The sequence below is a fragment of the Candidimonas nitroreducens genome, assembly GCF_002209565.1.
Lineage (GTDB): Bacteria > Pseudomonadota > Gammaproteobacteria > Burkholderiales > Burkholderiaceae_B > Candidimonas > Candidimonas nitroreducens.
Window position 1 is genome coordinate 30,845 of sequence record NZ_NJIH01000020.1, and the last position, 21,601, is coordinate 52,445.

A 21,601-nucleotide genomic window follows, 5' to 3' on the forward strand; every position below is an offset into this window, starting at 1 on the left:
TGGCGCGCTTTATCTAATATACCGCATACGTAACAGAGCCAAGCCGGGTGGACGCGAGGCAATGGCGATTCCGCGCCCGCATGCTTGACGATTTACATGCCTGAGAGTATCTTATCCAGTATATTGTATACAGATTAATAAAAGTATCGCTGGATCAAGGTGCATATGAAAAAGCAAGACTCGGTCAAGGTAGCAGTGGTGCAGGCGGCCACGATCGCGTTCGACCCGGCCAGGACACTGGACAAAGTCGAAGCCAGAACCGCAGAGGCCGCGGGGCAGGGGGCCCGGCTGGTGCTGTTCCCGGAAGCTTTCGTCGGCGGCTACCCCCGCGGCCTGTCCTTCGGGGCCACGGTGGGCAGCCGCAGCGCGCAGGGGCGGGAGGAATTCCGCAGGTACTGGGAAGGCGCCATCGACGTTCCGGGCCCGGCCGTGTCCCGCCTGGCGGACATCGCGGCGCGCCATTCCGTCTATCTGGTAACCGGGGTCATAGAGCGGGGCGGCGGCACACTTTATTGCACCGTGTTGTTCTTCGGCCCGGACGGCAGTTACCTGGGCAAGCACCGCAAGCTCATGCCGACTGGCTCCGAGCGCCTGATCTGGGGCTATGGAGACGGATCCACGATGCCGGTCTTCGACACGCCTTTGGGCAGGATGGGCGCTCTGATCTGCTGGGAAAACTACATGCCGCTGATGCGCGCCGCCCATTATGCGAAAGGGGTGCAGATCTACCTCGCCCCCACGGCCGATAGCCGCGATACCTGGCTGGCCACGGTGCGCCACATTGCGGTGGAAGGGCGCTGCTTTGTGCTGTCGTGCAACCAGTTCGCGCGGCGCGGCGATTATCCGGCCGAGTATGACTCCGAGTTCGGCGATGGCGCCGAGACGGTGATGTCGCGCGGCGGCAGCTGCATCATCAATCCCATGGGGGACATCCTGGCCGGGCCGGATTACGAAGGCGAGTGCGTGCTGACCGCCACTCTGGATCTGGGCGACATCGCCCGCGGCAAGTTCGATTTCGACGTGTCCGGGCACTATGCACGGCCCGATGTCTTCACCTTGCTGGTCGATGAAAGGCCGATGGCGCCGGCCGTATTCCGACAGGCCAATTCCGCCATAGAGCCGCGGGCGGCCAAAAACACCATCGAGAACTCCGCGGCAGACGCGGCGGAGACCGCCTCATCGCAAATCAAGGAAGCGAGATAATGGGTTCAAAAATGAAAATACTGGTTCTCGGCGCCGGCGGTATCGGCGGCCTGTTCGGCGGCCGCCTGGTGCAGGCGGGCGCGGATCTCACCTTTCTGGTGCGCGAGAACCGCAAGCGGCAATTGGCCGAGCAGGGCCTGCGCATCGAGAGCCAGTTCGGCGACGCGACGCTGGCGGTCGAAACCCGGCTGGCGTCGGAACTGCGGCCCGACTACGACCTCGTCATGCTGGCGTGCAAGGCCTATGACCTGGATTCGGCCATCGAGGCCATACGTCCCGCGATGGCGGGTTCGGCCGCGGTGCTGCCGCTGCTCAACGGTTTGGCGCATGTCGAGCGGCTTAATCACGAGTTCGGCGCCGGGCGTGTCGTCCCCGGTTCGGCGCGCATTCAATTGAAGCTGACACCCGAAGGGGTGGTGCGCCAATTGAACGACTGGCAGACCATCACTTTCGGCGAGCAGGACGGCACCCCGTCGCCGCGCGTAACGGAACTTGCGGCGCTGTTTGCCAAGACGCCGGTCGAGGTAAAGGTGTCGGACAACATCCTGCGGGATCTGTGGATGAAGCTCGTGCACCTGTCCACGGTTGCCGGCATGACCTGCCTGATGCGCGCCAATCTCGGGGAAATCGCCCGCACCCCCGAGGGTACCGAGCTGCTGAATGATTTCCTGCAGCTCAATGCGGACATCGCGGCGCACGCGGGGTATCGCCCCGATGCAAGTTTCTTGCAGAACTACCACAAACTGTTCGCCCAGAAGGACTCCATGTACGAGGCCTCGATGGAGCGTGACCTGGAACGCGGCGGCCGCATCGAGTCCGAGCAGATCATCGGCTACATGCTCGGCAAGTGCCGGGAAGCCGGCCTGCCGGATCTGCTGCACCGCGTTGCCTATACCCATTTGAAGGCCTACGAGCAGCGCAGAGACGCGAATCGGCTGCCCGCCCAGGCAAGCAATTGAATCCGTACGGTTCGAGCCCCTATCCGGCAAGGTGAGCACATGGCTACAGCAAAAAATTTCACTGCTCGAGAAGAGCAGAGCACCTATTACTCGGTGTCATCCCGCAAGTGGATCGCCAAGGGCAGCGACGTCTATGTCAAAGAGTTCACGCTACGGGAAGGCGAAGAGGTGCCGTGGCATAGCCATACGGAAGTCTTCGACGTCTTCTACTGTGTGCAGGGACAGCTGCGTGTCGACTGCATAGACCTGCGCACGAGCGAGCCGCTGCCCAGCCTGGAGCTGGGGGTGGGCGATTCGGCCAGGGTCGACGTGGGAACGGCCCACCGGCCCATCAACCCTGGCCCTGGCGTCTGTCGTTTCGTCATCATCCAGGGGGTGGGGGTCTACGACTATCTACCCTATAAAAAAGGGTGACGGTGCAAGGCGCCCCGGACAGCGGCCCGGGGCCTGCGCGGCATGCAATTCCGGCCGAGCCGCGCCTCGTGTGAAGTGCTTGGGAAACACTCCCGGGCACGTCGTGGCGAGCCGGCGAGTGTAGTACCCAAATGTGGCTACAAAGCCCATCGGAGGAGACATGAAAAAATGCATATTGGCGGCCCTGTGCGTCTGCGCGATGCTGAGCGGCGGCTACACACAAGCGGAAGAGGCTTATCCCAGCAGGCCGATCACCCTGATCGTGCCTTCGTCGCCGGGGGGCGGGGCGGATTTCCTGGCACGCTTCATAAGCCCCGAGCTTGCCCGTTTGCTGGGCAAGCCCATCGTGATCGAAAACAAGCCCGGCGCTTCTGGCACCATCGCCGGCAGCATGGTTTCCAAGACCAAGCCGGACGGCTACACCTTGATCATGGCGCAGGCCGCCAGCATTGTGGCCGCCCCCTATATATACAAGCATCTGACTTACAAGCCCTTGAAGGATCTGGTTCCCGTCGCGCTGGTTGCGAAGCTGCCCAATATCCTGGCCGTGAATGCGAAGTCCGACATCAAGAGCCTGGCCGAGCTCATCGCCATGGCGAAGGCCAAGCCCGGCACGGTGACGTTTGGTTCCTCGGGCTTCGGCACGCCCAGCCATCTGGCGGGCGAAATGCTCCAGGAAGTGGCGGGCATCAAAATGATCCACGTTCCGTACAAGGGGGCAGGCCCCGCGGCCAATGCGCTGCTTGCAAATCAGATCAACGCCATGTTCGTGCTCAGTTCCACGGCGCTGCCGATGCTCAGCAGCAAGGAAATCCGGGCCTTGGCGGTATCTTCGGCCGAACGTTCTCCGACTGTGCCCGATATACCGACGGTTGCCGAGCTGGGCTTTCCGGGGTTCGAAGTCAACTCCTGGTTCGGGGTATTCGCGCCCGCGGGCACTCCGCACAGCGTCATCGAAAAATTGAATACCGGAATTGCGCGCGTGCTGAAAGAGCCCAAGACGGAAAAAGCCTTCAAGAACCTGTCGATGGACGCCGGCGGCGGCTCGCCGGCCCAGTTCCAAAAGTTCATCGATTCCGAGAGCCAGGTGGCCGAACGCCTGATAAACAGGAGCGGTGCGGTAGCCAAGTAGCAAGTCAAGTGTATGTGCGGCGAGAGCCCCGCCCGAGGCGGGCGGGCCGCCGATCCCCGATGTGCAATCCGGAGTGCAGTCATGTCGATGCTTATCAAACATATTTCAGTCAACGTTACCGACCTGGAGCAAGCGCGGGCATTTTATGAGGAAGTATGCGGCTACCGGCATGTAAGAACCGCGCATACGACCGGCTTCGACGGCGACCATATTTCCTGCCACCTGACCGATGGCAATCTGGATCTGACGCTGCTTTATTACGGCGAAGGCGGCGGGTCGGAAAAGTCCCCGAACGCGCAGCCCCATATCCATCACTTCGGGATGGAGGTAGAGAACCCCGATGAATTCATTCAGAAGGTCGAAAGCTGGGGCGGCAAAGTCATCAGCCCTCCGGGAGACGTGCGCGTGAAATTCCGGATTCCGAATCTCCCCATGCTGGAGATAGTGCCCGCAGGCCGTTGGACGAAGCCGATCCGCAAATTGATGGAGAAGGATACGTAAATTTTCCGCCCGTGCGAGGGCGTGCTTGTCTTTCAGGAGGAAAGGGTAGCAATGTCGACGAATTGTTTTTCTATCTTGAAGTGCGTAGCGGCGGGCGCTTTCGCCGCGGCTTTGATCTGTGTTGCGGGCCCGGCGGGTGCCGAGGGCGGCTATCCGTCCAGGCCCATCCGCATCAGTGTCCCGTTCTCGCCGGGAGGCTCCACTGACCTGCTCGCGCGCGGCCTGGCCAAATACATGACGCAGACCTGGTCGCAGTCGGTCGTGGTGGAAAACCGGCCCGGAGCCGCGGGCATCCTGGCGCTGAACGAGGCATTGAAGGCGCCCCCGGACGGCTATTCGCTGGTTGTCCATTCCGACGGCTACTCTATTGCGCCGGCTATTTATTCCAAGCTGCCCTATGACGTCAAGAAAGATTTCACCCCGCTGGCGCTGCTTGCCCGCACGGCAAACGTGGTGCTGGTTTCGGTTCACAGCCCCTATCATTCCCTGCAGCAGCTCATCGATGCCGGCGCCAAGCCTCATGCACTGAGCTTTGCCACGGCGGGGGTCGGCAGCGCGCAGCACATGCAGGCCGCCACATTCTCGGCCATGGCGCATATCAACGACCCTGTCCACGTTCCCTTCAAGGGAACCCCCGAAGCTTTGAACGCGGTCATGAACGGCAGCGTGGATTTCATCTTTGCTCCCATGTCCAACGCGATACCGCTGATCGAAGCGGGCAAGGTCAGGCCTCTTGCGATTTCCACGCGCGAGCGTTCGCCTTTGATTCCGTCGGTGCCGGCAGTGGCCGAGGCGGGCGTGCCGGGGTTTGCCGCGGAGCAGTGGTGGGGCCTGTTTGCGCCGTCCAAGGTGCCCGAGGATGTCAAGCACCGCCTCGAAGCCGTGGCCGCGGCGGCGCTCAAGACGCCCGCGATGCGCAAGCTGATTGCCAACCTGTCTTCGACGCCTGGCGACCTTGTGGGCAAGGATTTTGCCGCTTTGGTCGATGCCAGTATTGCCGGCAATGTGGCGGCGGCCACGTCGTATCACATCCGGGTTCGCTAGGCCTGGCCGAAAGGCCGGGGTGCGGCGCCCATCGTGCTGCCTGTTCGTTCACGCGTGCCCGATGGGCGTGCGCCCGGCCGGCAAGAGAGGGAAAAATGGAATACGAATTGATATCCGTGACCCCGATGTCGCCCAAGATAGGCGCCGAGATAGGCAATGTCGATCTTACCCGGCCCTTGTCGCCGGCGCAGCGGGACGAGTTGCGGCGCGCGCTTGTGCGCTACCAGGTCATTTTCCTGCGCGACCAGAAAATTTCGTTCGACGATCTGGTGCGGGCCGGCCAGTACTTCGGCGAGCTTGCCGGCCACGTCGGCGTCAGGTCGAACAGCAAGCCTACCGACAATCCGTTCGTCAGGCGCTACCATTTCGACGAAACGTCCAAGCGCGTCACCGAGCGTGAATTCCACAGCGATCAGTCCTGTGCCGAGATTCCCCCGGCCGTGAGCGTGCTCTACAACCACACGATTCCGCCCGACGGGGCGGGAGACACGCTCTTCATGAACATGTATGCGGCATACGACGATTTGTCCGAGCGCATGCAGCACTATCTGGAAGGCTTGACGGCCGTGCATGACGGCGCGCGTTCGTACGGCGAAGGTTCGCCGGCCACTTCGCATCCGGTGATCGTGCGCCACCCCGACAGCGGCAAAAAGGCGATATTCGTCAATCCTGGCTTCACGACGAAGATAAACGGCCTGTCCGACAGAGAGAGCCGCCACATCCTGCAATTCCTGTTCGATCACTGCGTACGCGTGGAATGGTCGTGCCGCTTCCGCTGGCAGCCCCATTCGATCGCGTTCTGGGACAACCGGTGCACGCTGCACAAGGTCATTTCCGACTTCTGGCCGCACGTGCGTTCCGGCTATCGCGTCTACGTGAAGGCGGCCGAGGCGCCAAGGCTATGACGCGGCCTGATTCCCGTGCCAGCGTGGCGCCCGATGCCGCGACCATAAGCAGTATGGCCGAGGGCGTGCTGGGCTATGCGATTTTGCCTGAACGGGCCGCCCAGCTTGCGCAAGAGCTTGGGCCGCTGTGCGAGGCGGTGGCCAGCGCTGCCGCATCGATGGAATCGCCCCTGGAATTCGATGACGAGCCTGCCGCCTTTTTGAGCATGCTCGAGGAGCATGCGCCGTGAGCTCCGCAGACAGCGACGCGACCAGCCTCGACCTGGTGTCGGTGTCCCGCCTGATCGCGTCGGGGGCGCTGCGGGCGCAAGACGTGCTGGCGGCCAGTCTCGACCGCATCGATGCCTGGCAGCCATCCCGCAATTGCTTCATTCGCCTCGATCGGGACGCGGCACTGGCACGCGCGCAGCAATGCGATCGATTGCGCGAGGCCGGCGGCGCAGCGCTGGGGCCGCTGCATGGCGTGCCGCTGGCCCACAAAGACCTGTTCTATCGCACAGGAGAGGTTTCGACGGGGGGCAGCGCGATCCGCCGCAATTGGCGCGCCGATAGAACGGCCACCGTACTGGCTCGCCTGGACGCGGCCGGGGCCATACAAGTGGGCACGCTCAATATGTCGGAGTTCGCCGCCAATCCGACCGGCCATAACGGGCATTACGGCCATTGTCGCAATGCCTGGAATAAAGACTATATCGCGGGCGGCTCCTCCAGCGGATCGGCGACGGCGGTTGCCGCCAGGCTGGTATATGCGGCGCTCGGGTCGGATACGGGGGGATCCGTGCGCGTGCCGGCGGCGGCCAATGGCGTGCTCGGCCTGAAGCCCACCTACGGCAGGGTGAGCCGCTATGGCTGCATGCCCCGGTTCTGGAGCCTGGATCACATAGGCGTGCTGGCGCGCAGCGCCGCCGACTGTGCCCTGGTGCTCGGCCTGATTGCGGGGGGCGACACGCGCGATGCGACGGCCAGCGCCAGGCCGGTTCCCGATTATCTTGCGCAGCTCGATGGGCCGATCAAGGGTATCCGGGTGGGAGTGCCGGATATGTCCGCAATTTCCATAGATCCGCAGGTTCAGGGGGCGCTGGATGCGAGCCTCGAGGTTCTGAAGGGCTTGGGGGCCGTGATCGTCCCGCTGGGGGCGGTCGACATGGAACCCATGTTCCGCATTGCCGAATTGATCGGTAAATGCGAGGCGGCCAGCATGCACCGGCCCTGGCTAGGCGAGTACCGAAGCAGTTATACGCCGCAGGTTCTGTCCCGCTCCGAGGCGGGCTTCTTTGTTCCGGTGCACTTGTATCTCGATGCCTTGCGCCTGCGTCCGCGCCTGCTGGCGCAGTTCCTGCGCTCGGCCATGGGCGGCGTGGATGTACTGCATATGCCGGTCTTGCCGGATCCGGTACAGAAAATCGCAGATCTCGACGCCGGCGCCAATGATGCCCGGGCGATGCGGATTCGGGCGCAGATGAATCTGCTGACCCGGCCCGTCAATCTTCTGGGCCTGCCCGCGCTCAGTGTGCCCGCGGGTTTTTGCCGCGCCGGCCTGCCGCTTGCATTTCAATTGCTTGGCCACCCTTTTCAGGAAGGGAAGTTGCTTCACGTCGCCCACGCTTTCGAGCAGGCCACGGGTTTCCACGAGGCTGCACCTGTCTTGTGAGCATGAATGGCCCGAGCCGGCCATACGGATCTAAAGGAGATGCACATGAAATTCCGGAATTTGATGTTTGCGTCGCTAGCGGCCGGGGCGGCTGTCCTGTCGGCGCCCACGCATGCGGCGGGGCCTTATCCCGATCATCCTGTGACGATCGTGGTGCCGTTCGGCGCCGGCGGTTCCGCCGACGAGTACACGCGTGTGGTGGCGGCTGAACTGCAGCGCAAGCTGGGCCAGCCTTTCATTGTCGAAAACAAAGTGGGGGCCGGGGGCGTGGTGGGCACCGCTTACGCCTCGCACGCGAAGCCGGATGGCTACACCTTGTTGACGACCGGAAACGCCCAGCTCATCGGCGAGTCTTTAAGGAAAAACCGGCCTTATGTTTTCTTGCGCGACTTCACGGCCGTGGCGCCGATCAACGAGGCCGATCTGGTGCTCGTGGTCAACAGCAAGCTCAAGGTGCATACCGTGGGCGATCTGATCGCTCTTGCCAAGGCCGAGCCGGGCAAGCTGAATTACGCCAGCGCGGGCGTCGGGACGCCCTATCACCTGGCCGGCGAGCTGTTCAAGTCCATGGCGCACATCAACGTTACGCGCGTGCCCTACAAGAGCAGTGGCGAAGCCAGAATGGCGGTGTTGTCGGGCCAGGTGGCCTATATGTTCGATTCGGTCGCAACCATGGCTTCGTCCATCAAGCAAGGCAAGGTGCGCGCCCTGGCGACCGCGGGCCCGTCGCGCTCCGCGGTGCTGCCCGACGTGCCCACCCTGGACGAGGCCGGCCTGAAGGGCTATCGGGCAACCGTGCTGGTCGGCCTGGCGGCGCCGGTCGGCACGCCGGCGCCAATACTCGACAAATTGAACGCCGCGGTGACGTCGATTACCGGCTCGCCAAAGCTCAGCCAGTCCTGGGCCGGCGTGGGCGTGCGCGCCATGTCGATGAGCCGTGGCGAGTTCGAACGCTATCTGCGGGATGAAATCCAGAAGTATGCGAAGATCGTCGACGACGCCAAAATTCCCAGTCTATAGCCCAGGATTCCCAGTCTTATAGCCCAAGATTCCCAGTCTATAGCTCATGAGCCTGGCTGCGGCCGTGCGGGGCTGGGGCGGCCCGCCATGCCGGGTGCCTGGGGCACACTACACAGGAGTATCCGTGGAACAGATCGAAGTATTTTGCGCCGGTGCGGCGAAGGCGGCGCTGGCCGCGCCGGCCGCGGAGTTCGAGGGCCGGCGCGGGCTCAAGTTGAATTGCACTTTCGGCCCAGCGGGCGGGCTCAAGCGCAAGGCTCTCGCGGGCGAACGCGTGCACATGTTCATACTCAGCCGTCCAACCCTGGAAGAGCTGGAGCAGGCCGGGCTGGTCGAGCCTGGAACGATTTTCGACATAGGCACGACCGGGGTCGGGGTGGTCGTGCGCAAAGGCCGCCCCTTGCCCGACGTATCGAGCCCGGCGGCCTTGCGCCAGGCCTTGCTGGGCGCGGGCTCGCTGACATACGGGGATCCCGCCCACGGCGATTCCAGCGGCACCCATTTCTCCTGGGTCATCGAGAAACTGGGCATAGGCCCCGAGCTGGCCGGCAAGACGGTATTGGCCCGCCTGGGCGTCGAGGTCGTGGAAAAGGTCGCCCAGGGCAGTGTTGAAATGGGGGCGACGCAGTCTTCCATCATTCTTGCCAGCGCCGACGTGGCCCTGGCCGGCATGCTGCCGCAGGGCCTGCAGCGCTTGACGACCTATGCCGCCGGCCTGGCCACGGGTAGTAGCGAGCCGGCGCGCGAGTTCGGGGAGTTCCTGGGCAGCGCCGAAACACGCGCGCACTTCGAGCGCATGGGGTTTGCACGAAGCCTTCCGGCCGCGGATCCGTCTTGAGGCCTGTTCGTCCTAGTGGGGTGCTGCTTTTGGGGGGCAGGCCCCGGTGCCTGCAGGGCCTGGATGTCAACAGACTCTGACTCAGGTGTCTACGGCGCTATGGCAGCGCCTGCAATATGCCCAGGGTCTCGGCGTCGGGCTCGCCGCTGTAGTCGGCGGGGCGGTAGTGCATCTGGAAGGCGGCGATGACGCGGCGCGTGGCCGGGTCGAGCCGGCCGCTGTCGGGCACGTCGTAGCCGACGCGGCGCAGCTGGCGCTGCACCCAGTCGATGGGCGGCAGCCCCTCTTGTTCGAAACGCAGGCGGTACTGGCGTGCCTGGTCGGCGTCGTACCAGCGGCCTATGCCAGCGCGGGCCAGCTGTGCCCAGGGAAAGGCCGGGCCCGGATCGGTCTTGCGCTGCGGGGCGATGTCGCTGTGGCCCACGATGTTGAAGGGCTTGATCTGGTGGCGCCGGATGATGCCGTGCAGCAGGGTGGTCAGGGTGGCTATCTGCGCGCGGCTATAGGGCGCCCAGCGGCCGTCGCCCAGCGGCCCGCGATTGACGATCTCGATGCCTATGGAGCTGGCGTTGAGGTCGCTGCGGCCGTACCAGGAACTTACGCCCGCGTGCCAGGCGCGCCGGTTTTCGTCGACCAGCTGGTAGACGTGGGGTGTGGGCGCGTCGGTGATCAGATAGTGGCTGCTGACGTTGCCGCGCGACAGGATGTCCAGCGCGGCGGCGTTGCCGGCCACGGTGTAGTGCAGGACGATGACGCTGACGCGGCTGTCCTGGCTCTTGGCCTGGATGCTGTGGTCTATGCGCAGGGCGGGCTGGTGTACGGTGCCGCAGGCGGCCAGCAGTGCCGCCAGGCCGGCTGCCGCCAGGCCGCGCAGTGCGCGGGCGAGCATGGCCGGCGTGCCCTTACCCATGGATAGCCTCCTTAGCGTCAACAGGCCCTAGCGCGCCGCAAGGAACAGGAACAGAGTGGGCAGCTTGCTCAGTTCCGGGGCGGGGCGGTTCTTCCAGTCGGACACGGCGCGGGTCTGGATCCATTCGTCGCGGGTGGTCAGGGCGCGTGCCACGCACAGCCGGGTGCTGCCTTTAAGGGTGTGGCACAGCGCCTCGAACAGCGCGGCGTTGCGGTAGGGGGTTTCGATCATGATCTGGGTCTGTTCCTGCTTGCGCGAGGCGTCTTCCCAGGCGCGCAGGCGCTGCGCGCGCTCGGCGGCGTCGACCGGCGCGTAGCCGTGGAAGGCGAAGCGCTGGCCGTCCAGGCCGCTGGCCATCAGCCCCAGCAGGATGGAGGAAGGGCCGACCCAGGGGCGCACGCGCAGGCCCATGCCATGCGCCAGCGCGGCCACGCGCGCGCCCGGGTCGGCTACCGCCGGGCAGCCGGCCTCGGACACCAGGCCGATGTCGCCGCCGGCCAGCAGGGGCTGCAGCCAGGCGCGCATCTGCGCGGCATCGGTCTTGCGATCCAGGGTGTGGATGGTGATGTCCTGCAGCGGCGCGTGGGTGCCGATGAGCTTGAGAAAGGCGCGCGCCGTCTTGGCGTTTTCGGCGATATAGGTGTTCAGGCCCGCGGCGAGTTCGCGGGCGGCCTGCGGCAGCCAGAGTTCCGGCGCGGCCTCGCCCAGGCCGACCGGAATCAGGTGCAGGGTGCCGCGCGGCTTGTCTTGCCTGGCGGCCGGGGCGTCTTGTGCGGGCTGCGGCGCGGACTGGTTCACCGGGCCTCCCGCAGGGGATCGAAGCCGAACGAGCGCAGCATGCCGGCCAGGGCGATGAGCGGCAGGCCGATGATGGCGGTGGGGTCGTCGGAGCGCATTTCTTCCATGAGCGCGATGCCCAGGCCCTCGGCCTTGGCGCTGCCGGCCGTGTCGTAGGGTTCTTCCAGGCGCAGGTAGGTGTCGATGGCGGCCTCGTCCAGCGTGCGGAAACGGCACAGGGTGACCACGTCGGAGATTTCGCGGCGGCGACCGTCGGTGACGCACAAGGCGCTGTGGAATTCGACGGTGCGCCCGCTGAGCCTTTGCAACTGCGCGCGGGCGCGCTCGAAGTCGCCGGGCTTGCCGATGGGTTCGCCGTCGACCGTGGCCACCTGGTCGGAACCGATGACCAGGGCGCCGGGGTGGCGCGCGGCGACCGCATCGGCCTTGGCGGCCGATAGCCGCAGCGCCAGCTTGGCCGGAGGCTCGCCCGGGCGCGGAGTCTCGTCGACTTCGGGGGCGATGGCTTCGAAGGGCACGCGCAGGCGCGCCAGCATGGTTTGACGGTAGCGGGAACTGGAGGCCAGGATGAGATGCATGCGGTGTGGGTAAGCTGGGGGGTTTGGTTTGACTGCAAAAGGCGGAAAAGGCTATTATCTAATGTTTCTGCCGATTTGGCTGCGATATGTTTTGCAGCTATGGCTATGGTTTTGCCACTTTGGGTTTTTGCCGCTTTCTTTCTGAAAAAGTTCGGGGCGGCAGAAAACAGGGGAGGCAGAGTACTGCCATGGGTGTTTCCGACCCTTATATCGATACGTATGAACTGACGCGCCTGGGGCAGCGGCTGGAAGGCCGTGTCCCGTTGCGGCGGTTTGCGCGTCTGCTCGAAGGGCTGCCCGCCCAGGGCGATGCGCAGGCCGATTGGTCGCTGCGCGGCGAGCAGGATGCGCTGGGGCGCCGTTTCCTGCATTTGCACGTCGCGGCCGGGATCGTGCTGGAATGCCAGCGCTGCCTGTCGCCTTTCGTGTGGCCGCTGGATGCTTCCAGCACCCTGGAAGTGGTGGCCAGCGCGGCCCAGCTCGACGACGGGGGCGGCGACGAAGGGGCGGAGCCCGTCGAACGCATCGTCGCCTCGCGGCGGCTGGACGTACTGGCGCTGGTCGAGGACGAATTGATCCTCGCGGTGCCTTATGTGCCCAAGCACGAACAGTGTCCCGATGCGCCGAAGCCGTCCGGCGACGGCGCGGCCAGTGCCGCACCCGATAGCAGTCTAGGCAGGCCCTCGCCGTTCGCGGCGCTGGGCAGGCTGAAAAAGAATTGAGTTTTTTCGATCAACTTGCAGGTACAATTGCGGCCTGTTTTCCAGGAGTCATCATGGCTGTTCAACAAAACAAGAAAAGTCCGTCCAAGCGCGGCATGCATCGCTCGCACGATTTTCTGTCCAATCCGGCCACCGCTGTCGAACCGACCTCGGGCGAAATACACCTGCGCCATCACATCAGCCCCAACGGCATCTATCGTGGCCGCAAGGTCGTCAAGACCAAGAACGACGAGTAATCACGTCGCGAGCGCGGCCATAGTGTCCTTTTCGAGACACGGCAACGGTACGCGCTTCCGATGGCTACAACCGTGATTCGAATCGCTATCGATTGCATGGGTGGGGACATCGGCTTGCCGGTCACGATTCCGGCTGCGCGCCAGTTCGCGCAGCAGCATCCGGATACGCGTTTCCTGCTGGTCGGTGACGAGGCCCGCATACGCGCCATGCTCGACCAGCATGGCCGCGACAGCGGTGACTGGTGCCAGATACTGCCCGCGTCCGAAGTCGTCTTGATGGACGATTCGGTAGAGGTGGCGTTGCGCCGCAAGAAAGACTCGTCCATGCGGGTTGCCGCGCAGGCCGTCAAGGACGGGCTGGCCGACGCCTGCATATCCGCGGGCAATACCGGCGCCTGGATGGCCATCACCCGCTACGTGCTCAAGACGCTGGACGGCATCGACCGTCCGGCCATCGCCACTTCCATCCCGAACCAGACGGGCGGGGCGACCACCATGCTCGACCTGGGCGCCAATGTCGACTGCACGGCCGAGCATCTGCTGCAGTTCGCCATCATGGGCGCCGCCCTGGCCAAGACCGTCGACCGCCGCGAGCAGCCCACCATAGGGCTGCTGAACATCGGCGAAGAAGTCATCAAGGGCAACGAAGTGGTCAAGCAGGCCGCCGAGCTGCTGCGCGCCAGCGGCCTGAACTTCTACGGCAACGTCGAAGGCGACGACATCTGCAAGGGCACTGTCGACGTGATCGTCTGCGACGGCTTCGTGGGCAATGTGGTGCTCAAGTCGCTCGAAGGGCTGGCCCGCATGGTTGCCAACATGATGCGCCAGGAATTCAAGCGCGACCCCTTGTCGCTGGTGGCCGGGGCGCTGGCGACGCCGGTGCTCAACCGCTTCCGCGACAAAGTAGACAATCGCCGCTACAACGGCGCGGCGCTGCTGGGCCTGCGTGGCATTGTGATCAAGAGCCACGGTTCGGCCGATGTCTACGCTTTCGGCTGCGCCCTGAAGCGCGCCCACGAGGCGGTGCAGAATGGCCTGCTTTCGGGCACCACCAGCGCCATCGGCCATCTGCGCCAGAGCCTGCAGGACGCCGCGGATCAGTCCGCTGCGCTGTCCGGCACTGCCGGGCTGGCGCAATCCCCCGTGCCCCGGGTGGGCACCTGACATGCAACAATCCCTACGTTCGCTGCCTGCGTGCCGCCCCGATACACCGGGTGCGGCGCGGGCGGCAGCAACTGCGCCGTATCCGGGCTTTTCCATTTTGCTCCGGGCGCGCGTGCGCAAGCCGACATGAGACCGCACATGCCCTATGCCAAGATAACGGGATCGGGGGGCTGCCTGCCGCCCCGCATCGTGTCCAATGACGAACTGGCCGCGGAACTGGCCAGCCGGGGCGTACAGACCTCGGACGAGTGGATCGTCGAGCGCACCGGGATCCGCCAGCGCCACATCGCCGCCCCCGGCGTCAAGACCAGCGCGCTGGCCACCGAGGCCGCGCGCCTGGCCATGCAGGACGCCGGCGTGCAGCCCGGCGACGTCGACCTGATCGTGCTGGCCACGTCCACCCCCGATTTCGTGTTTCCGAGCACGGCCTGCCTGGTGCAGGCCAACCTGGGCATCAAGGGTGGTGCAGCCTTCGATGTGCAGGCGGTGTGCAGCGGTTTCGTCTATGCCCTGGCCACGGCCGAGGCCCTGATACGCGTCGGCCGGGCGCGCACGGCCCTGGTGATCGGTGCCGAGGTCTTCTCCAGTATCCTCGACTGGAACGACCGCGGTACTTGCGTGCTGTTCGGCGACGGCGCCGGCGCGGTGGTGCTGCAGGCCAGCGACGAGCCGGGCATAATGGCCGCCCAGCTCAATGCCGATGGCAGCCAGATGAAGATACTGAGCGCCGCGGGCAATGTATCGCACGGCAAGGTGGAAGGCGACCCCTTCCTGCGCATGGACGGGCAGGCAGTGTTCAAGCTGGCGGTCACGTCTTTGGCGCAATCGGCGCGCGACGTATGCGCGCAGGGCGGGGTGGCGCTGTCCGACCTGGACTGGATGATTCCGCACCAGGCCAATGTACGCATCCTCAATTTCCTGAGCCGCAAGCTGGGCATCCCCACCGAGAAAGTCGTGGTTACCCTGGACAAGCACGCCAATACCTCGGCTGCCAGCGTACCGCTGGCGCTGGATGCGGCGCGCCGCGACGGCCGCGTGCGCAGCGGCGACCTGGTGCTGATGCAAGGCGTGGGCGGCGGCTTCACCTGGGGCTCGGTGCTGGCCCGCATGTAGAATGGCAAGCCTGGCGCGGCGCAGGGGCGGCCGCGCGGGCGCTGCAGGTCTGCGCCGCCGTGCCGGACACGATATCAATATATAAGTGAACCGCCCCCCAACGGAACGCTACGCTATGAAAATCGCCTTCGTCTTCCCCGGGCAGGGTTCGCAGTCGGTCGGCATGCTCGACGCCTGGGCCGGCAACGAAGCCGTCGCCGGGGTGCTGGATCGCGCTTCGGCGGCTCTGGGACAGGATCTCGGCGCCCTGATCGCCCAGGGGCCGGCCGAGCAGCTCAACCTCACCACCAATACGCAGCCGGCGATGCTGGCCAGCGCCATGGCCGTCTACGAGGCCTGGATCGCGGCCGGCGGCCCGGCCCCGGAAGTGCTGGCCGGCCACAGCCTGGGCGAATACTCGGCCCTGACCGCGGCCGGCTCGCTGCGCCTGGAAGACGCCGTGTCGCTGGTGCGCGTGCGCGCCGACGCCATGCAGGCGGCGGTACCGGTGGGCACGGGTGGCATGGCCGCGGTGCTGGGCCTGGACGATGCCGCCGTGCTGGCGGCCTGCGCCGAGGCGGCGCAGGGCGAAGTGGTCGAAGCCGTGAATTTCAATGCGCCTGCGCAGGTGGTCATCGCCGGCCACAAGGCGGCGGTCGAGCGCGCCTGCGAACTATGCCGCGCCGCCGGCGCCAAGCGCGCCCTGGTGCTGCCCGTGTCGGCGCCGTTCCATTCGCGGCTGCTGGAGCCCGCCGCGGCCGTATTGCAGCGCGCGCTGCAGGGCATCGAGGTCGCCGCGCCGCGCGTTCCCCTGATCAATAACGTCGATGTGGCCAGTCCGGCCGAGCCCGCCGCCATCAAGGACGCGCTGGTGCGCCAGGCCTGGCACCCGGTGCGCTGGGTCGAGGTGATCCAGGCCATGAAGGCCCGCGGCGTCACGCACGTGGTCGAATGCGGCCCGGGCAAGGTGCTCAATGGCCTGACCAAGCGCATAGACCGCGACCTGACGGGCCTGGCGATCAGCGACCCGGCTTCCCTGCAGGCGGCTTTGGAAACTTTACGAGGATAAGGCCATGCACGACGAACAACTCGAGGGCAAGCTGGCCCTGGTCACCGGAGCCACCCGCGGCATAGGCAAGGCCATCGCGCTGGAACTCGCCGCGCGCGGCGCGCGGGTGGTGGGCACCGCCACGTCTGCCGAGGGCGCCGAATCGATATCCGAAATGCTGGCCGCCTCGGGCGGGCGCGGCGTGGTGCTCAACGTCAATGACGCGGCTGCCTGCGACCGGCTGGTGGCCGAGCTGGCGCAAGACGGCGCCGGCCCGCAGATCCTGGTCAACAACGCCGGCATCACGCGCGACAACCTGGCCATGCGCCTGAAGGACGACGACTGGAACGCGGTGCTCGAGACCAATCTGACGGCGGTCTTCCGCCTGTCGCGCGCGGTCATGAAGCCGATGATGAAGGCCCGCTGGGGGCGCATCATCTGCATCACCTCGGTGATCGGCTCCAGCGGCAACCCGGGCCAGGCCAATTACGCCGCGGCCAAGGCCGGCGTGGCCGGCATGGTGCGGGCGCTGGCGCGCGAACTGGGCAGCCGCAACATCACGGTCAATTGCGTGGCGCCCGGCTTCATCGAAACCGACATGACGCGCGCGCTGAACGAGACGCAGACGGCGGCCATCCTGGCGCAGATCCCGCTGGGACGCCTGGGTTCGGCCGCCGACGTGGCGCAGGCCGTGGCCTTCCTGGCCGGCCCGCAGGCCGCCTACATCACCGGCACCACGGTGCACGTCAATGGCGGGATGTACATGTAAGACATGCGGCGGCGCTGGCGTCCTGGATGCCAGCGCCGCCGCGCAACGGCTGCAGCTTGCAAGCGGCAGCGGCCGGATATGGACGGGACGGGGTAAAATTCGTCCCAAAGGGGTGGTTCCGGGTGGACGGCGGGCCTTATCGGCGCCCGCGGCGGGCAAGCCCGGAGTGCCGTTTTTTTATCTAGGCCAACAACTATAAATTTTTGCGTTTGGCTATAATTCGCGGGAATTTTCCCCATTTGGAGAACTGCATGGAAAGCATCGAACAGCGCGTCAAGAAGATCGTCGCTGAACAACTTGGCGTGAACGAAGCCGAGATCAAAAACGAGTCTTCCTTCCTTGACGACCTCGGTGCCGATTCGCTCGATATGGTCGAGCTCGTGATGGCACTCGAAGACGAATTCGAAACCGAGATTCCCGATGAAGAGGCCGAAAAGATCACGACGGTGCAGCAGGCTGTCGACTACATCTCGTCGCATAGCAAGCAGTAAGTCTAATAAATTCGTGGCGCGGGCCCGGTGGTCGACCGGGCCTCACCGGGGCGGTTTCCGGAGAATATGTCTGTCGCTGCACCGCGCCTTGCGCGGGCGGCCGCATATTCGCTGCGAACCGCCTTGGTCTTTCAAGAGGAGTCATACGTGAAGCGACGCGTCGTCATTACCGGCCTGGGCATCGTATCCCCGGTCGGAAACGATATCGATAGCGCCTGGGACAACATCGTCAATGGCCGTTCGGGCATCCGGCGCATTTCGCGTTTCGATCCTTCGGCACTCACTTCCCACATCGCGGGTGAAGTCCGGGATTTCGACATCACGCAGATCATTTCCGCCAAAGAAGCCAAGCAGATGGATACCTTCATCCATTACGGCCTGGCGGCGGGCAAGCAGGCCTGGCATGACTCCGGCCTCGAAGTCACGGAAGCCAACGCCGATCGCATCGGCGTCATCGTGGGCTCAGGCATAGGCGGCCTGCCGCGCATCGAAGATACGCAGGTCGAATATCTGGAACGCGGCCCGCGCCGCATTTCGCCGTTTTTCGTACCGGGCTCCCTGATCAACCTGGCGGCGGGGCAGTTGTCCATCCAGCTGGGCCTGAAGGGCCCCAGCTACGCGGTGGTCTCGGCCTGCACCACGGGCCTGCATTCCATAGGCGATGCGGCCCGCCTCATCGAATACGGCGACGCCGACGTCATGCTGGCGGGGGGCACCGAATCCACGGTTTCGCCGCTGGGCATCGGCGGCTTTGCCGCCATGCGCGCCCTGTCCACACGCAACGACGATCCGGCCACCGCCTCGCGCCCCTGGGATCGCGACCGCGACGGCTTCGTGCTGGGCGAGGGCGCCGGGGTGCTGGTGCTCGAAGAATACGAACACGCGCGCAAGCGCGGCGCCCGCATCTATGCCGAATTCGCCGGCTTCGGCATGAGCTCCGACGCCCACCACATCACCGCGCCCGACCGCGAGGGGCCGCGCCATGGCATTCTCAACGCCTTGCGCAACGGTGGGGTCAATGCCGACCAGGTCAGCTACGTCAATGCGCACGGCACCTCTACGCCGCTGGGCGACAAGAATGAAAGCGAAGCGCTCAAGCTCGCCTTCGGCGAACACGCCTACAAGCTGGTGGTCAATTCCACCAAGTCCATGACCGGACACCTGCTGGGCGCGGCGGGCGGCATCGAAGCGGTTTTCACTACCCTGGCTATCCATCACCAGATTTCGCCTCCGACCATCAACATCTTCAACCAGGATCCAGAGTGCGATCTGGACTACTGCGCCAACCAGGCGCGCGACCTGAAGATCGACGTGGCATTGTCGAATTCCTTCGGCTTTGGCGGAACCAACGGGTCGATGGTGGTTCGGCGGTTCTGAGGCCGAACCGCACCGTGGCCCGTACCGTGCGATGGCCGTTGCGACGCCCGCTCTGGGCGACGTTGGGCGCTGCGGGCGTGGGCGCGGCGGCTTTCGCGTCGGTCGGGCTGGCCTGCGGGCCGCAGGCGGCCGCCTGCCTGCTGGTGCCGACGGCCGCCTGGCTAGGCCTGCGCCGGCCTTGGCGCAGCCCCTGGCAGCGGGCTCATCTGGAACTGCACCCGGTACACGGCTGGATGCTGCAACGCGGTAACGAGCGGCGCCGGCTACGGCTGGTGCTCGCCTGGCCGTCCAGCGGCTGGCTGACCTTGCGCTTCGCATCCGCGGCGCCGGCCGACTCACATGAATCCGCGAGCAAACAAGGGCGGGGCGCCAAACCGCGGGCGGCGGCTGCAACAGGGCGAGGCGGCGCAATTTCCCCATCTCTCGATTGCGGATCCGGCTCAAAGGAAAACATGCTTGATCTGACCGTTTGGAAACCTGCCTTGCCGGCCGACGATTGGCGCCGTTTGCGCCTGTCGCTCGTCTGCCTGCCGGCGCAGCCGGCAGCATGGGCCGAGGGCGGCGCCTCATGAGCGAGCGCGACGTGGATGCCGAACTGGTCGAGCGCGTGCGCCGTGGCGACAAGCGGGCCTTCGATCTGCTGGTGCTGAAGTACCAGCGCAAGATCATGCGCCTGCTGTCGCGCATGATACGCGAGCCCGGCGAGGTCGAAGACGTCGCCCAGGAGGCTTTCATCAAGGCCTACCGGGCCTTGCCGCAATTCCGCGGCGACAGCGCTTTTTATACCTGGCTGTACCGTATCGCCATCAATACGGCGCGCAACTGGCAGGCCGCCAATGGCCGCCGGCCCAGCGCGCCCAGCGTAATTGAAACCGAAGATGGTGAAACTTTTAGCCAAATCGACAACCTAACCGATATCAGTACGCCGGAATCCATGATGGCAAGCCGCCAGATCGTCGACACGGTCAATGCGGCCATCGACGCCTTGCCCGAGGAATTGCGTACGGCTATCGTGTTACGAGAAATTGAAGGCATGAGCTACGAAGATATCGCCCAGAGCATGGACTGTCCCATCGGGACGGTGCGTTCGCGCATTTTCCGTGCCCGCGAGGCCATCGCAGCCCAATTGCGTCCCGTTCTGGGTAACGATGCCGAACGTCGCTGGTAAGGAGATGAACATGCAAATCGCGGCTAAAACCATACGGGACGAAGAGCAGCTTTCCTGGGAATCGTCGGTTTCAGTGTGGATGGACGGTGAAGGCGGCGAGATCCGCCCCGAAGATCTGGATTCCCCCTATGGCCGCCAGGTCTGGGACACTTACCATCTGATCGGCGATGTGCTGCGCAGCGAAGAGCTGGCGGTCAAGCCCACCGATCTGTTCTACGCGCGCCTGTCCAAGGCGCTGGACGCCGAGCCTGCCATCGTGGCGCCGCAGCGCCGCCGTTACACGCCTGTGCGGCTGGGCTTGTCCGGGCTGGCGGTGGCCGCCGCAGTGGCCTCCGTGGCCTGGGTGGCGCTGCCGTATTTCAGCGGCGGGGCGGCGCAGCCGGCGGTTTCGGCCCCGGTCGTGGCCAGCGCCGGCGATGACGCCAGCCTGCGCGACTACCTGGCGGCCCACAGCCAGATAGCCGGTGTCGGCCCGGTGCGCCAGGTTTCCTTCGACGCCGGGGACGCCCGCTAATGACGGACGCGGCTTACCTTCAGCCCGGCGCCACGCGGCGTACGCCCCAGGCCGCGGCCGGGCGCCATTGCCTGCCGCTGCTGTTGCTGGCGCTGGCCGGCGCACTGGCCGGGCCCTGCGCCGCGGCCGCCGAGCCGGGCGGCGATTCCGATTCCATCATCGCCGTGCTGCAGAAGGTGCAGGATGCGGCGCGATCCACCGACTATGCCGGCGTGTTCACCTACCAGGAAGGCGCGCAGCTGCAGTCCACTAGGGTGGTGCACTTGGTCGACGGCACCGGCGAGCGCGAGCTGCTCGATACGCTGGACGGCCCGCCGCGCGAGTTCATCCGGCACAACGAGCAGGTGCAGTACCTGATCCCCGAGAAAAAACTCATCGTCATGCTGCCGCGCCGCGCCGACCAGTTTCCCGGCGTGCTGCTGGGCGACGGCAAATCGATCCCGGCCAACTACACCTTGACGCGAGAGGGCCACGAGGCCCGCGTGGCGGGCCGCGAGTGCCACATGCTCGAGCTGCGCCCCCGGGATGCGGCGCGCTATGGCTACAGGCTGTGCACCGATGCGACCACCAGCCTGTTGCTCAAGGCCCAGACACTGAGCCCGCAGCGCACCGTCATCGACCAGGTCTCTTTTACTTCGCTGCGCGTCGGCCACGGCATCTCGGCCGACGAATTGAATTCACGCTGGAAGACCCAGGGCTGGCAGGTGCATCGCGCCTCGGTGCAGCCCGTGGATCTGTCCAAGCAGGGCTGGCGCATCCCCGCGCCGCCCGGGTTTCAGGCCATCACCCAGGTCACGCGTTCCATGCGGGCGGGCCGGCAGGTCAGCCAATTGGTGCTGTCCGACGGGTTGGCGGCCATTTCGGTGTTCATCGAGCCCACGGGCTCCGCGCACGACGCGGTTCCGCCCAAAGGGGCCGTGCACAAGGGAGCAATGAATATTTTTGGCACGAGAATCGGCGACCATTGGCTTACCGCCATAGGCGAAGTTCCGGTAGATACCCTGCGGGGCATCGCCCAGAGCACCGAATACGTGCCGTTGATTGCTCCTCAACCTTGATAGTCAAAG

26 protein-coding genes are annotated in these 21,601 nt (G+C 65.3%); 23 read left to right on the top strand and 3 right to left on the bottom strand.

What is annotated here, in order from left to right; translation table 11 throughout:
• The first annotated feature begins 165 nt into the window (after positions 1 to 165).
• The 11 genes from CEY11_RS24190 (at position 166) to CEY11_RS24240 (ending at position 9,667) form a co-directional block, all read left to right on the top strand.
• On the top strand, positions 166 to 1,203 hold the full coding sequence (locus CEY11_RS24190) for a nitrilase-related carbon-nitrogen hydrolase (protein ID WP_088606000.1): 1,038 nt from the start codon (positions 166 to 168) through the stop codon (positions 1,201 to 1,203).
• A gap of 11 nt (positions 1,204 to 1,214) precedes the next feature.
• Positions 1,215 to 2,162, top strand: a complete 948-nt coding sequence (locus tag CEY11_RS24195) for a 2-dehydropantoate 2-reductase (RefSeq protein WP_088606045.1) — start codon at positions 1,215 to 1,217, stop codon at positions 2,160 to 2,162.
• Positions 2,163 to 2,201: 39 nt separating this feature from the next.
• Positions 2,202 to 2,576 carry a cupin domain-containing protein gene (locus tag CEY11_RS24200; RefSeq protein WP_088606001.1) on the top strand — a complete coding sequence of 125 codons (375 nt, stop codon included), beginning with the start codon at positions 2,202 to 2,204 and terminating at the stop codon, positions 2,574 to 2,576.
• A 160-nt stretch (positions 2,577 to 2,736) separates the two neighbouring features.
• Complete coding sequence (locus tag CEY11_RS24205; protein WP_088606002.1) at positions 2,737 to 3,708, top strand: Bug family tripartite tricarboxylate transporter substrate binding protein; 972 nt, start codon at positions 2,737 to 2,739, stop codon at positions 3,706 to 3,708.
• An 81-nt stretch (positions 3,709 to 3,789) separates the two neighbouring features.
• Positions 3,790 to 4,209: a VOC family protein gene (locus tag CEY11_RS24210; RefSeq protein ID WP_158215432.1), complete on the top strand. Its 420-nt coding sequence runs from the start codon at positions 3,790 to 3,792 to the stop codon at positions 4,207 to 4,209.
• A gap of 51 nt (positions 4,210 to 4,260) precedes the next feature.
• Positions 4,261 to 5,253, top strand: a complete 993-nt coding sequence (locus CEY11_RS24215) for a Bug family tripartite tricarboxylate transporter substrate binding protein (protein WP_088606004.1) — start codon at positions 4,261 to 4,263, stop codon at positions 5,251 to 5,253.
• Between the two features lie 95 nt (positions 5,254 to 5,348).
• On the top strand, positions 5,349 to 6,158 hold the full coding sequence (locus CEY11_RS24220; protein WP_088606005.1) for a TauD/TfdA dioxygenase family protein: 810 nt from the start codon (positions 5,349 to 5,351) through the stop codon (positions 6,156 to 6,158).
• Positions 6,155 to 6,388 (top strand): hypothetical protein, encoded by a 234-nt coding sequence (locus tag CEY11_RS24225; protein ID WP_088606006.1) that lies wholly within the window; start codon positions 6,155 to 6,157, stop codon positions 6,386 to 6,388. Before CEY11_RS24220 ends, CEY11_RS24225 begins: the two co-directional genes overlap by 4 nt.
• Positions 6,385 to 7,809, top strand: a complete 1,425-nt coding sequence (locus CEY11_RS24230) for an amidase (protein WP_088606007.1) — start codon at positions 6,385 to 6,387, stop codon at positions 7,807 to 7,809. The genes CEY11_RS24225 and CEY11_RS24230 overlap by 4 nt, the downstream gene beginning before the upstream one ends.
• Before the next feature lie 45 nt (positions 7,810 to 7,854).
• The gene (locus CEY11_RS24235; RefSeq protein ID WP_198958982.1) at positions 7,855 to 8,829 is read left to right on the top strand and encodes a Bug family tripartite tricarboxylate transporter substrate binding protein; all 975 of its coding nucleotides are present in this window, start codon (positions 7,855 to 7,857) and stop codon (positions 8,827 to 8,829) included.
• A gap of 124 nt (positions 8,830 to 8,953) precedes the next feature.
• Positions 8,954 to 9,667 carry a molybdate ABC transporter substrate-binding protein gene (locus CEY11_RS24240; RefSeq protein WP_158215433.1) on the top strand — a complete coding sequence of 238 codons (714 nt, stop codon included), beginning with the start codon at positions 8,954 to 8,956 and terminating at the stop codon, positions 9,665 to 9,667.
• Between the two features lie 97 nt (positions 9,668 to 9,764).
• On the opposite strand, the gene CEY11_RS24245 is transcribed toward CEY11_RS24240, so the two are convergent.
• The 3 genes from CEY11_RS24245 to CEY11_RS24255 all read right to left on the bottom strand — a co-directional run bounded on the left by CEY11_RS24245 (position 9,765) and on the right by CEY11_RS24255 (position 11,953).
• Positions 9,765 to 10,577, bottom strand: a complete 813-nt coding sequence (locus tag CEY11_RS24245; RefSeq protein WP_269845308.1) for an N-acetylmuramoyl-L-alanine amidase — start codon at positions 10,575 to 10,577, stop codon at positions 9,765 to 9,767.
• A 27-nt stretch (positions 10,578 to 10,604) separates the two neighbouring features.
• Positions 10,605 to 11,306 carry an SAM-dependent methyltransferase gene (locus CEY11_RS24250; RefSeq protein ID WP_088606048.1) on the bottom strand — a complete coding sequence of 234 codons (702 nt, stop codon included), beginning with the start codon at positions 11,304 to 11,306 and terminating at the stop codon, positions 10,605 to 10,607.
• A gap of 65 nt (positions 11,307 to 11,371) precedes the next feature.
• A complete protein-coding gene (locus CEY11_RS24255; protein WP_088606009.1) occupies positions 11,372 to 11,953 on the bottom strand; it encodes a Maf family nucleotide pyrophosphatase in 582 nt (193 codons plus the stop codon).
• Positions 11,954 to 12,141: 188 nt separating this feature from the next.
• Here CEY11_RS24255 and CEY11_RS24260 point away from each other — a divergent pair, with 188 nt between their 5' ends.
• The 12 genes from CEY11_RS24260 (at position 12,142) to CEY11_RS24315 (ending at position 21,592) form a co-directional block, all read left to right on the top strand.
• Entirely contained in the window at positions 12,142 to 12,675 is a 534-nt protein-coding gene (locus CEY11_RS24260) for a YceD family protein (protein WP_088606010.1), read from the top strand.
• A 53-nt stretch (positions 12,676 to 12,728) separates the two neighbouring features.
• Entirely contained in the window at positions 12,729 to 12,911 is a 183-nt protein-coding gene (rpmF, locus tag CEY11_RS24265) for a 50S ribosomal protein L32 (RefSeq protein WP_088606011.1), read from the top strand.
• A gap of 72 nt (positions 12,912 to 12,983) precedes the next feature.
• On the top strand, positions 12,984 to 14,075 hold the full coding sequence (gene plsX, locus CEY11_RS24270) for a phosphate acyltransferase PlsX (protein ID WP_088606049.1): 1,092 nt from the start codon (positions 12,984 to 12,986) through the stop codon (positions 14,073 to 14,075).
• A 126-nt stretch (positions 14,076 to 14,201) separates the two neighbouring features.
• Positions 14,202 to 15,188: a beta-ketoacyl-ACP synthase III gene (locus tag CEY11_RS24275; RefSeq protein ID WP_088606012.1), complete on the top strand. Its 987-nt coding sequence runs from the start codon at positions 14,202 to 14,204 to the stop codon at positions 15,186 to 15,188.
• A gap of 115 nt (positions 15,189 to 15,303) precedes the next feature.
• Positions 15,304 to 16,236, top strand: a complete 933-nt coding sequence (fabD, locus tag CEY11_RS24280; protein ID WP_088606013.1) for an ACP S-malonyltransferase — start codon at positions 15,304 to 15,306, stop codon at positions 16,234 to 16,236.
• Positions 16,237 to 16,240: 4 nt separating this feature from the next.
• Positions 16,241 to 16,984 (top strand): 3-oxoacyl-ACP reductase FabG, encoded by a 744-nt coding sequence (gene fabG / locus CEY11_RS24285; protein ID WP_088606014.1) that lies wholly within the window; start codon positions 16,241 to 16,243, stop codon positions 16,982 to 16,984.
• Between the two features lie 251 nt (positions 16,985 to 17,235).
• On the top strand, positions 17,236 to 17,475 hold the full coding sequence (gene acpP, locus CEY11_RS24290; RefSeq protein WP_013742768.1) for an acyl carrier protein: 240 nt from the start codon (positions 17,236 to 17,238) through the stop codon (positions 17,473 to 17,475).
• A gap of 147 nt (positions 17,476 to 17,622) precedes the next feature.
• Positions 17,623 to 18,852, top strand: coding sequence for a beta-ketoacyl-ACP synthase II (gene fabF / locus CEY11_RS24295; RefSeq protein ID WP_088606050.1), 1,230 nt, complete (start codon positions 17,623 to 17,625; stop codon positions 18,850 to 18,852).
• Positions 18,853 to 18,866: 14 nt separating this feature from the next.
• Positions 18,867 to 19,424, top strand: coding sequence for a hypothetical protein (locus CEY11_RS25480; protein ID WP_158215434.1), 558 nt, complete (start codon positions 18,867 to 18,869; stop codon positions 19,422 to 19,424).
• Positions 19,421 to 20,020 carry an RNA polymerase sigma factor RpoE gene (gene rpoE, locus CEY11_RS24305; protein ID WP_088606016.1) on the top strand — a complete coding sequence of 200 codons (600 nt, stop codon included), beginning with the start codon at positions 19,421 to 19,423 and terminating at the stop codon, positions 20,018 to 20,020. Before CEY11_RS25480 ends, rpoE begins: the two co-directional genes overlap by 4 nt.
• A gap of 10 nt (positions 20,021 to 20,030) precedes the next feature.
• Entirely contained in the window at positions 20,031 to 20,534 is a 504-nt protein-coding gene (locus tag CEY11_RS24310) for a sigma-E factor negative regulatory protein (RefSeq protein WP_088606051.1), read from the top strand.
• Entirely contained in the window at positions 20,534 to 21,592 is a 1,059-nt protein-coding gene (locus CEY11_RS24315) for a MucB/RseB C-terminal domain-containing protein (RefSeq protein ID WP_088606017.1), read from the top strand. The genes CEY11_RS24310 and CEY11_RS24315 overlap by 1 nt, the downstream gene beginning before the upstream one ends.
• Positions 21,593 to 21,601 lie beyond the last annotated feature (9 nt).

Excerpts from the sequence above, each read along its gene's own strand:
- CEY11_RS24195 (WP_088606045.1), top strand. The coding sequence starts at position 1,215 with ATGAAAATACTGGTTCTCGGCGCCGGCGGTATCGGCGGCCTGTTCGGC.
- rpoE (WP_088606016.1), top strand. The coding sequence starts at position 19,421 with ATGAGCGAGCGCGACGTGGATGCCGAACTGGTCGAGCGCGTGCGCCGT.
- fabG (WP_088606014.1), top strand. The coding sequence starts at position 16,241 with ATGCACGACGAACAACTCGAGGGCAAGCTGGCCCTGGTCACCGGAGCC.
- CEY11_RS24315 (WP_088606017.1), top strand. The coding sequence starts at position 20,534 with ATGACGGACGCGGCTTACCTTCAGCCCGGCGCCACGCGGCGTACGCCC.
- CEY11_RS24255 (WP_088606009.1), bottom strand. The coding sequence starts at position 11,953 with ATGCATCTCATCCTGGCCTCCAGTTCCCGCTACCGTCAAACCATGCTG.
- fabD (WP_088606013.1), top strand. The coding sequence starts at position 15,304 with ATGAAAATCGCCTTCGTCTTCCCCGGGCAGGGTTCGCAGTCGGTCGGC.
- CEY11_RS24205 (WP_088606002.1), top strand. The coding sequence starts at position 2,737 with ATGAAAAAATGCATATTGGCGGCCCTGTGCGTCTGCGCGATGCTGAGC.
- CEY11_RS24200 (WP_088606001.1), top strand. The coding sequence starts at position 2,202 with ATGGCTACAGCAAAAAATTTCACTGCTCGAGAAGAGCAGAGCACCTAT.
- CEY11_RS24210 (WP_158215432.1), top strand. The coding sequence starts at position 3,790 with ATGTCGATGCTTATCAAACATATTTCAGTCAACGTTACCGACCTGGAG.
- CEY11_RS24225 (WP_088606006.1), top strand. The coding sequence starts at position 6,155 with ATGACGCGGCCTGATTCCCGTGCCAGCGTGGCGCCCGATGCCGCGACC.
- CEY11_RS24190 (WP_088606000.1), top strand. The coding sequence starts at position 166 with ATGAAAAAGCAAGACTCGGTCAAGGTAGCAGTGGTGCAGGCGGCCACG.
- CEY11_RS24275 (WP_088606012.1), top strand. The coding sequence starts at position 14,202 with ATGAGACCGCACATGCCCTATGCCAAGATAACGGGATCGGGGGGCTGC.
- rpmF (WP_088606011.1), top strand. The coding sequence starts at position 12,729 with ATGGCTGTTCAACAAAACAAGAAAAGTCCGTCCAAGCGCGGCATGCAT.
- acpP (WP_013742768.1), top strand. The coding sequence starts at position 17,236 with ATGGAAAGCATCGAACAGCGCGTCAAGAAGATCGTCGCTGAACAACTT.
- CEY11_RS24220 (WP_088606005.1), top strand. The coding sequence starts at position 5,349 with ATGGAATACGAATTGATATCCGTGACCCCGATGTCGCCCAAGATAGGC.
- CEY11_RS24310 (WP_088606051.1), top strand. The coding sequence starts at position 20,031 with ATGCAAATCGCGGCTAAAACCATACGGGACGAAGAGCAGCTTTCCTGG.
- CEY11_RS24235 (WP_198958982.1), top strand. The coding sequence starts at position 7,855 with ATGAAATTCCGGAATTTGATGTTTGCGTCGCTAGCGGCCGGGGCGGCT.
- CEY11_RS24215 (WP_088606004.1), top strand. The coding sequence starts at position 4,261 with ATGTCGACGAATTGTTTTTCTATCTTGAAGTGCGTAGCGGCGGGCGCT.
- CEY11_RS24245 (WP_269845308.1), bottom strand. The coding sequence starts at position 10,577 with ATGGGTAAGGGCACGCCGGCCATGCTCGCCCGCGCACTGCGCGGCCTG.
- CEY11_RS24260 (WP_088606010.1), top strand. The coding sequence starts at position 12,142 with ATGGGTGTTTCCGACCCTTATATCGATACGTATGAACTGACGCGCCTG.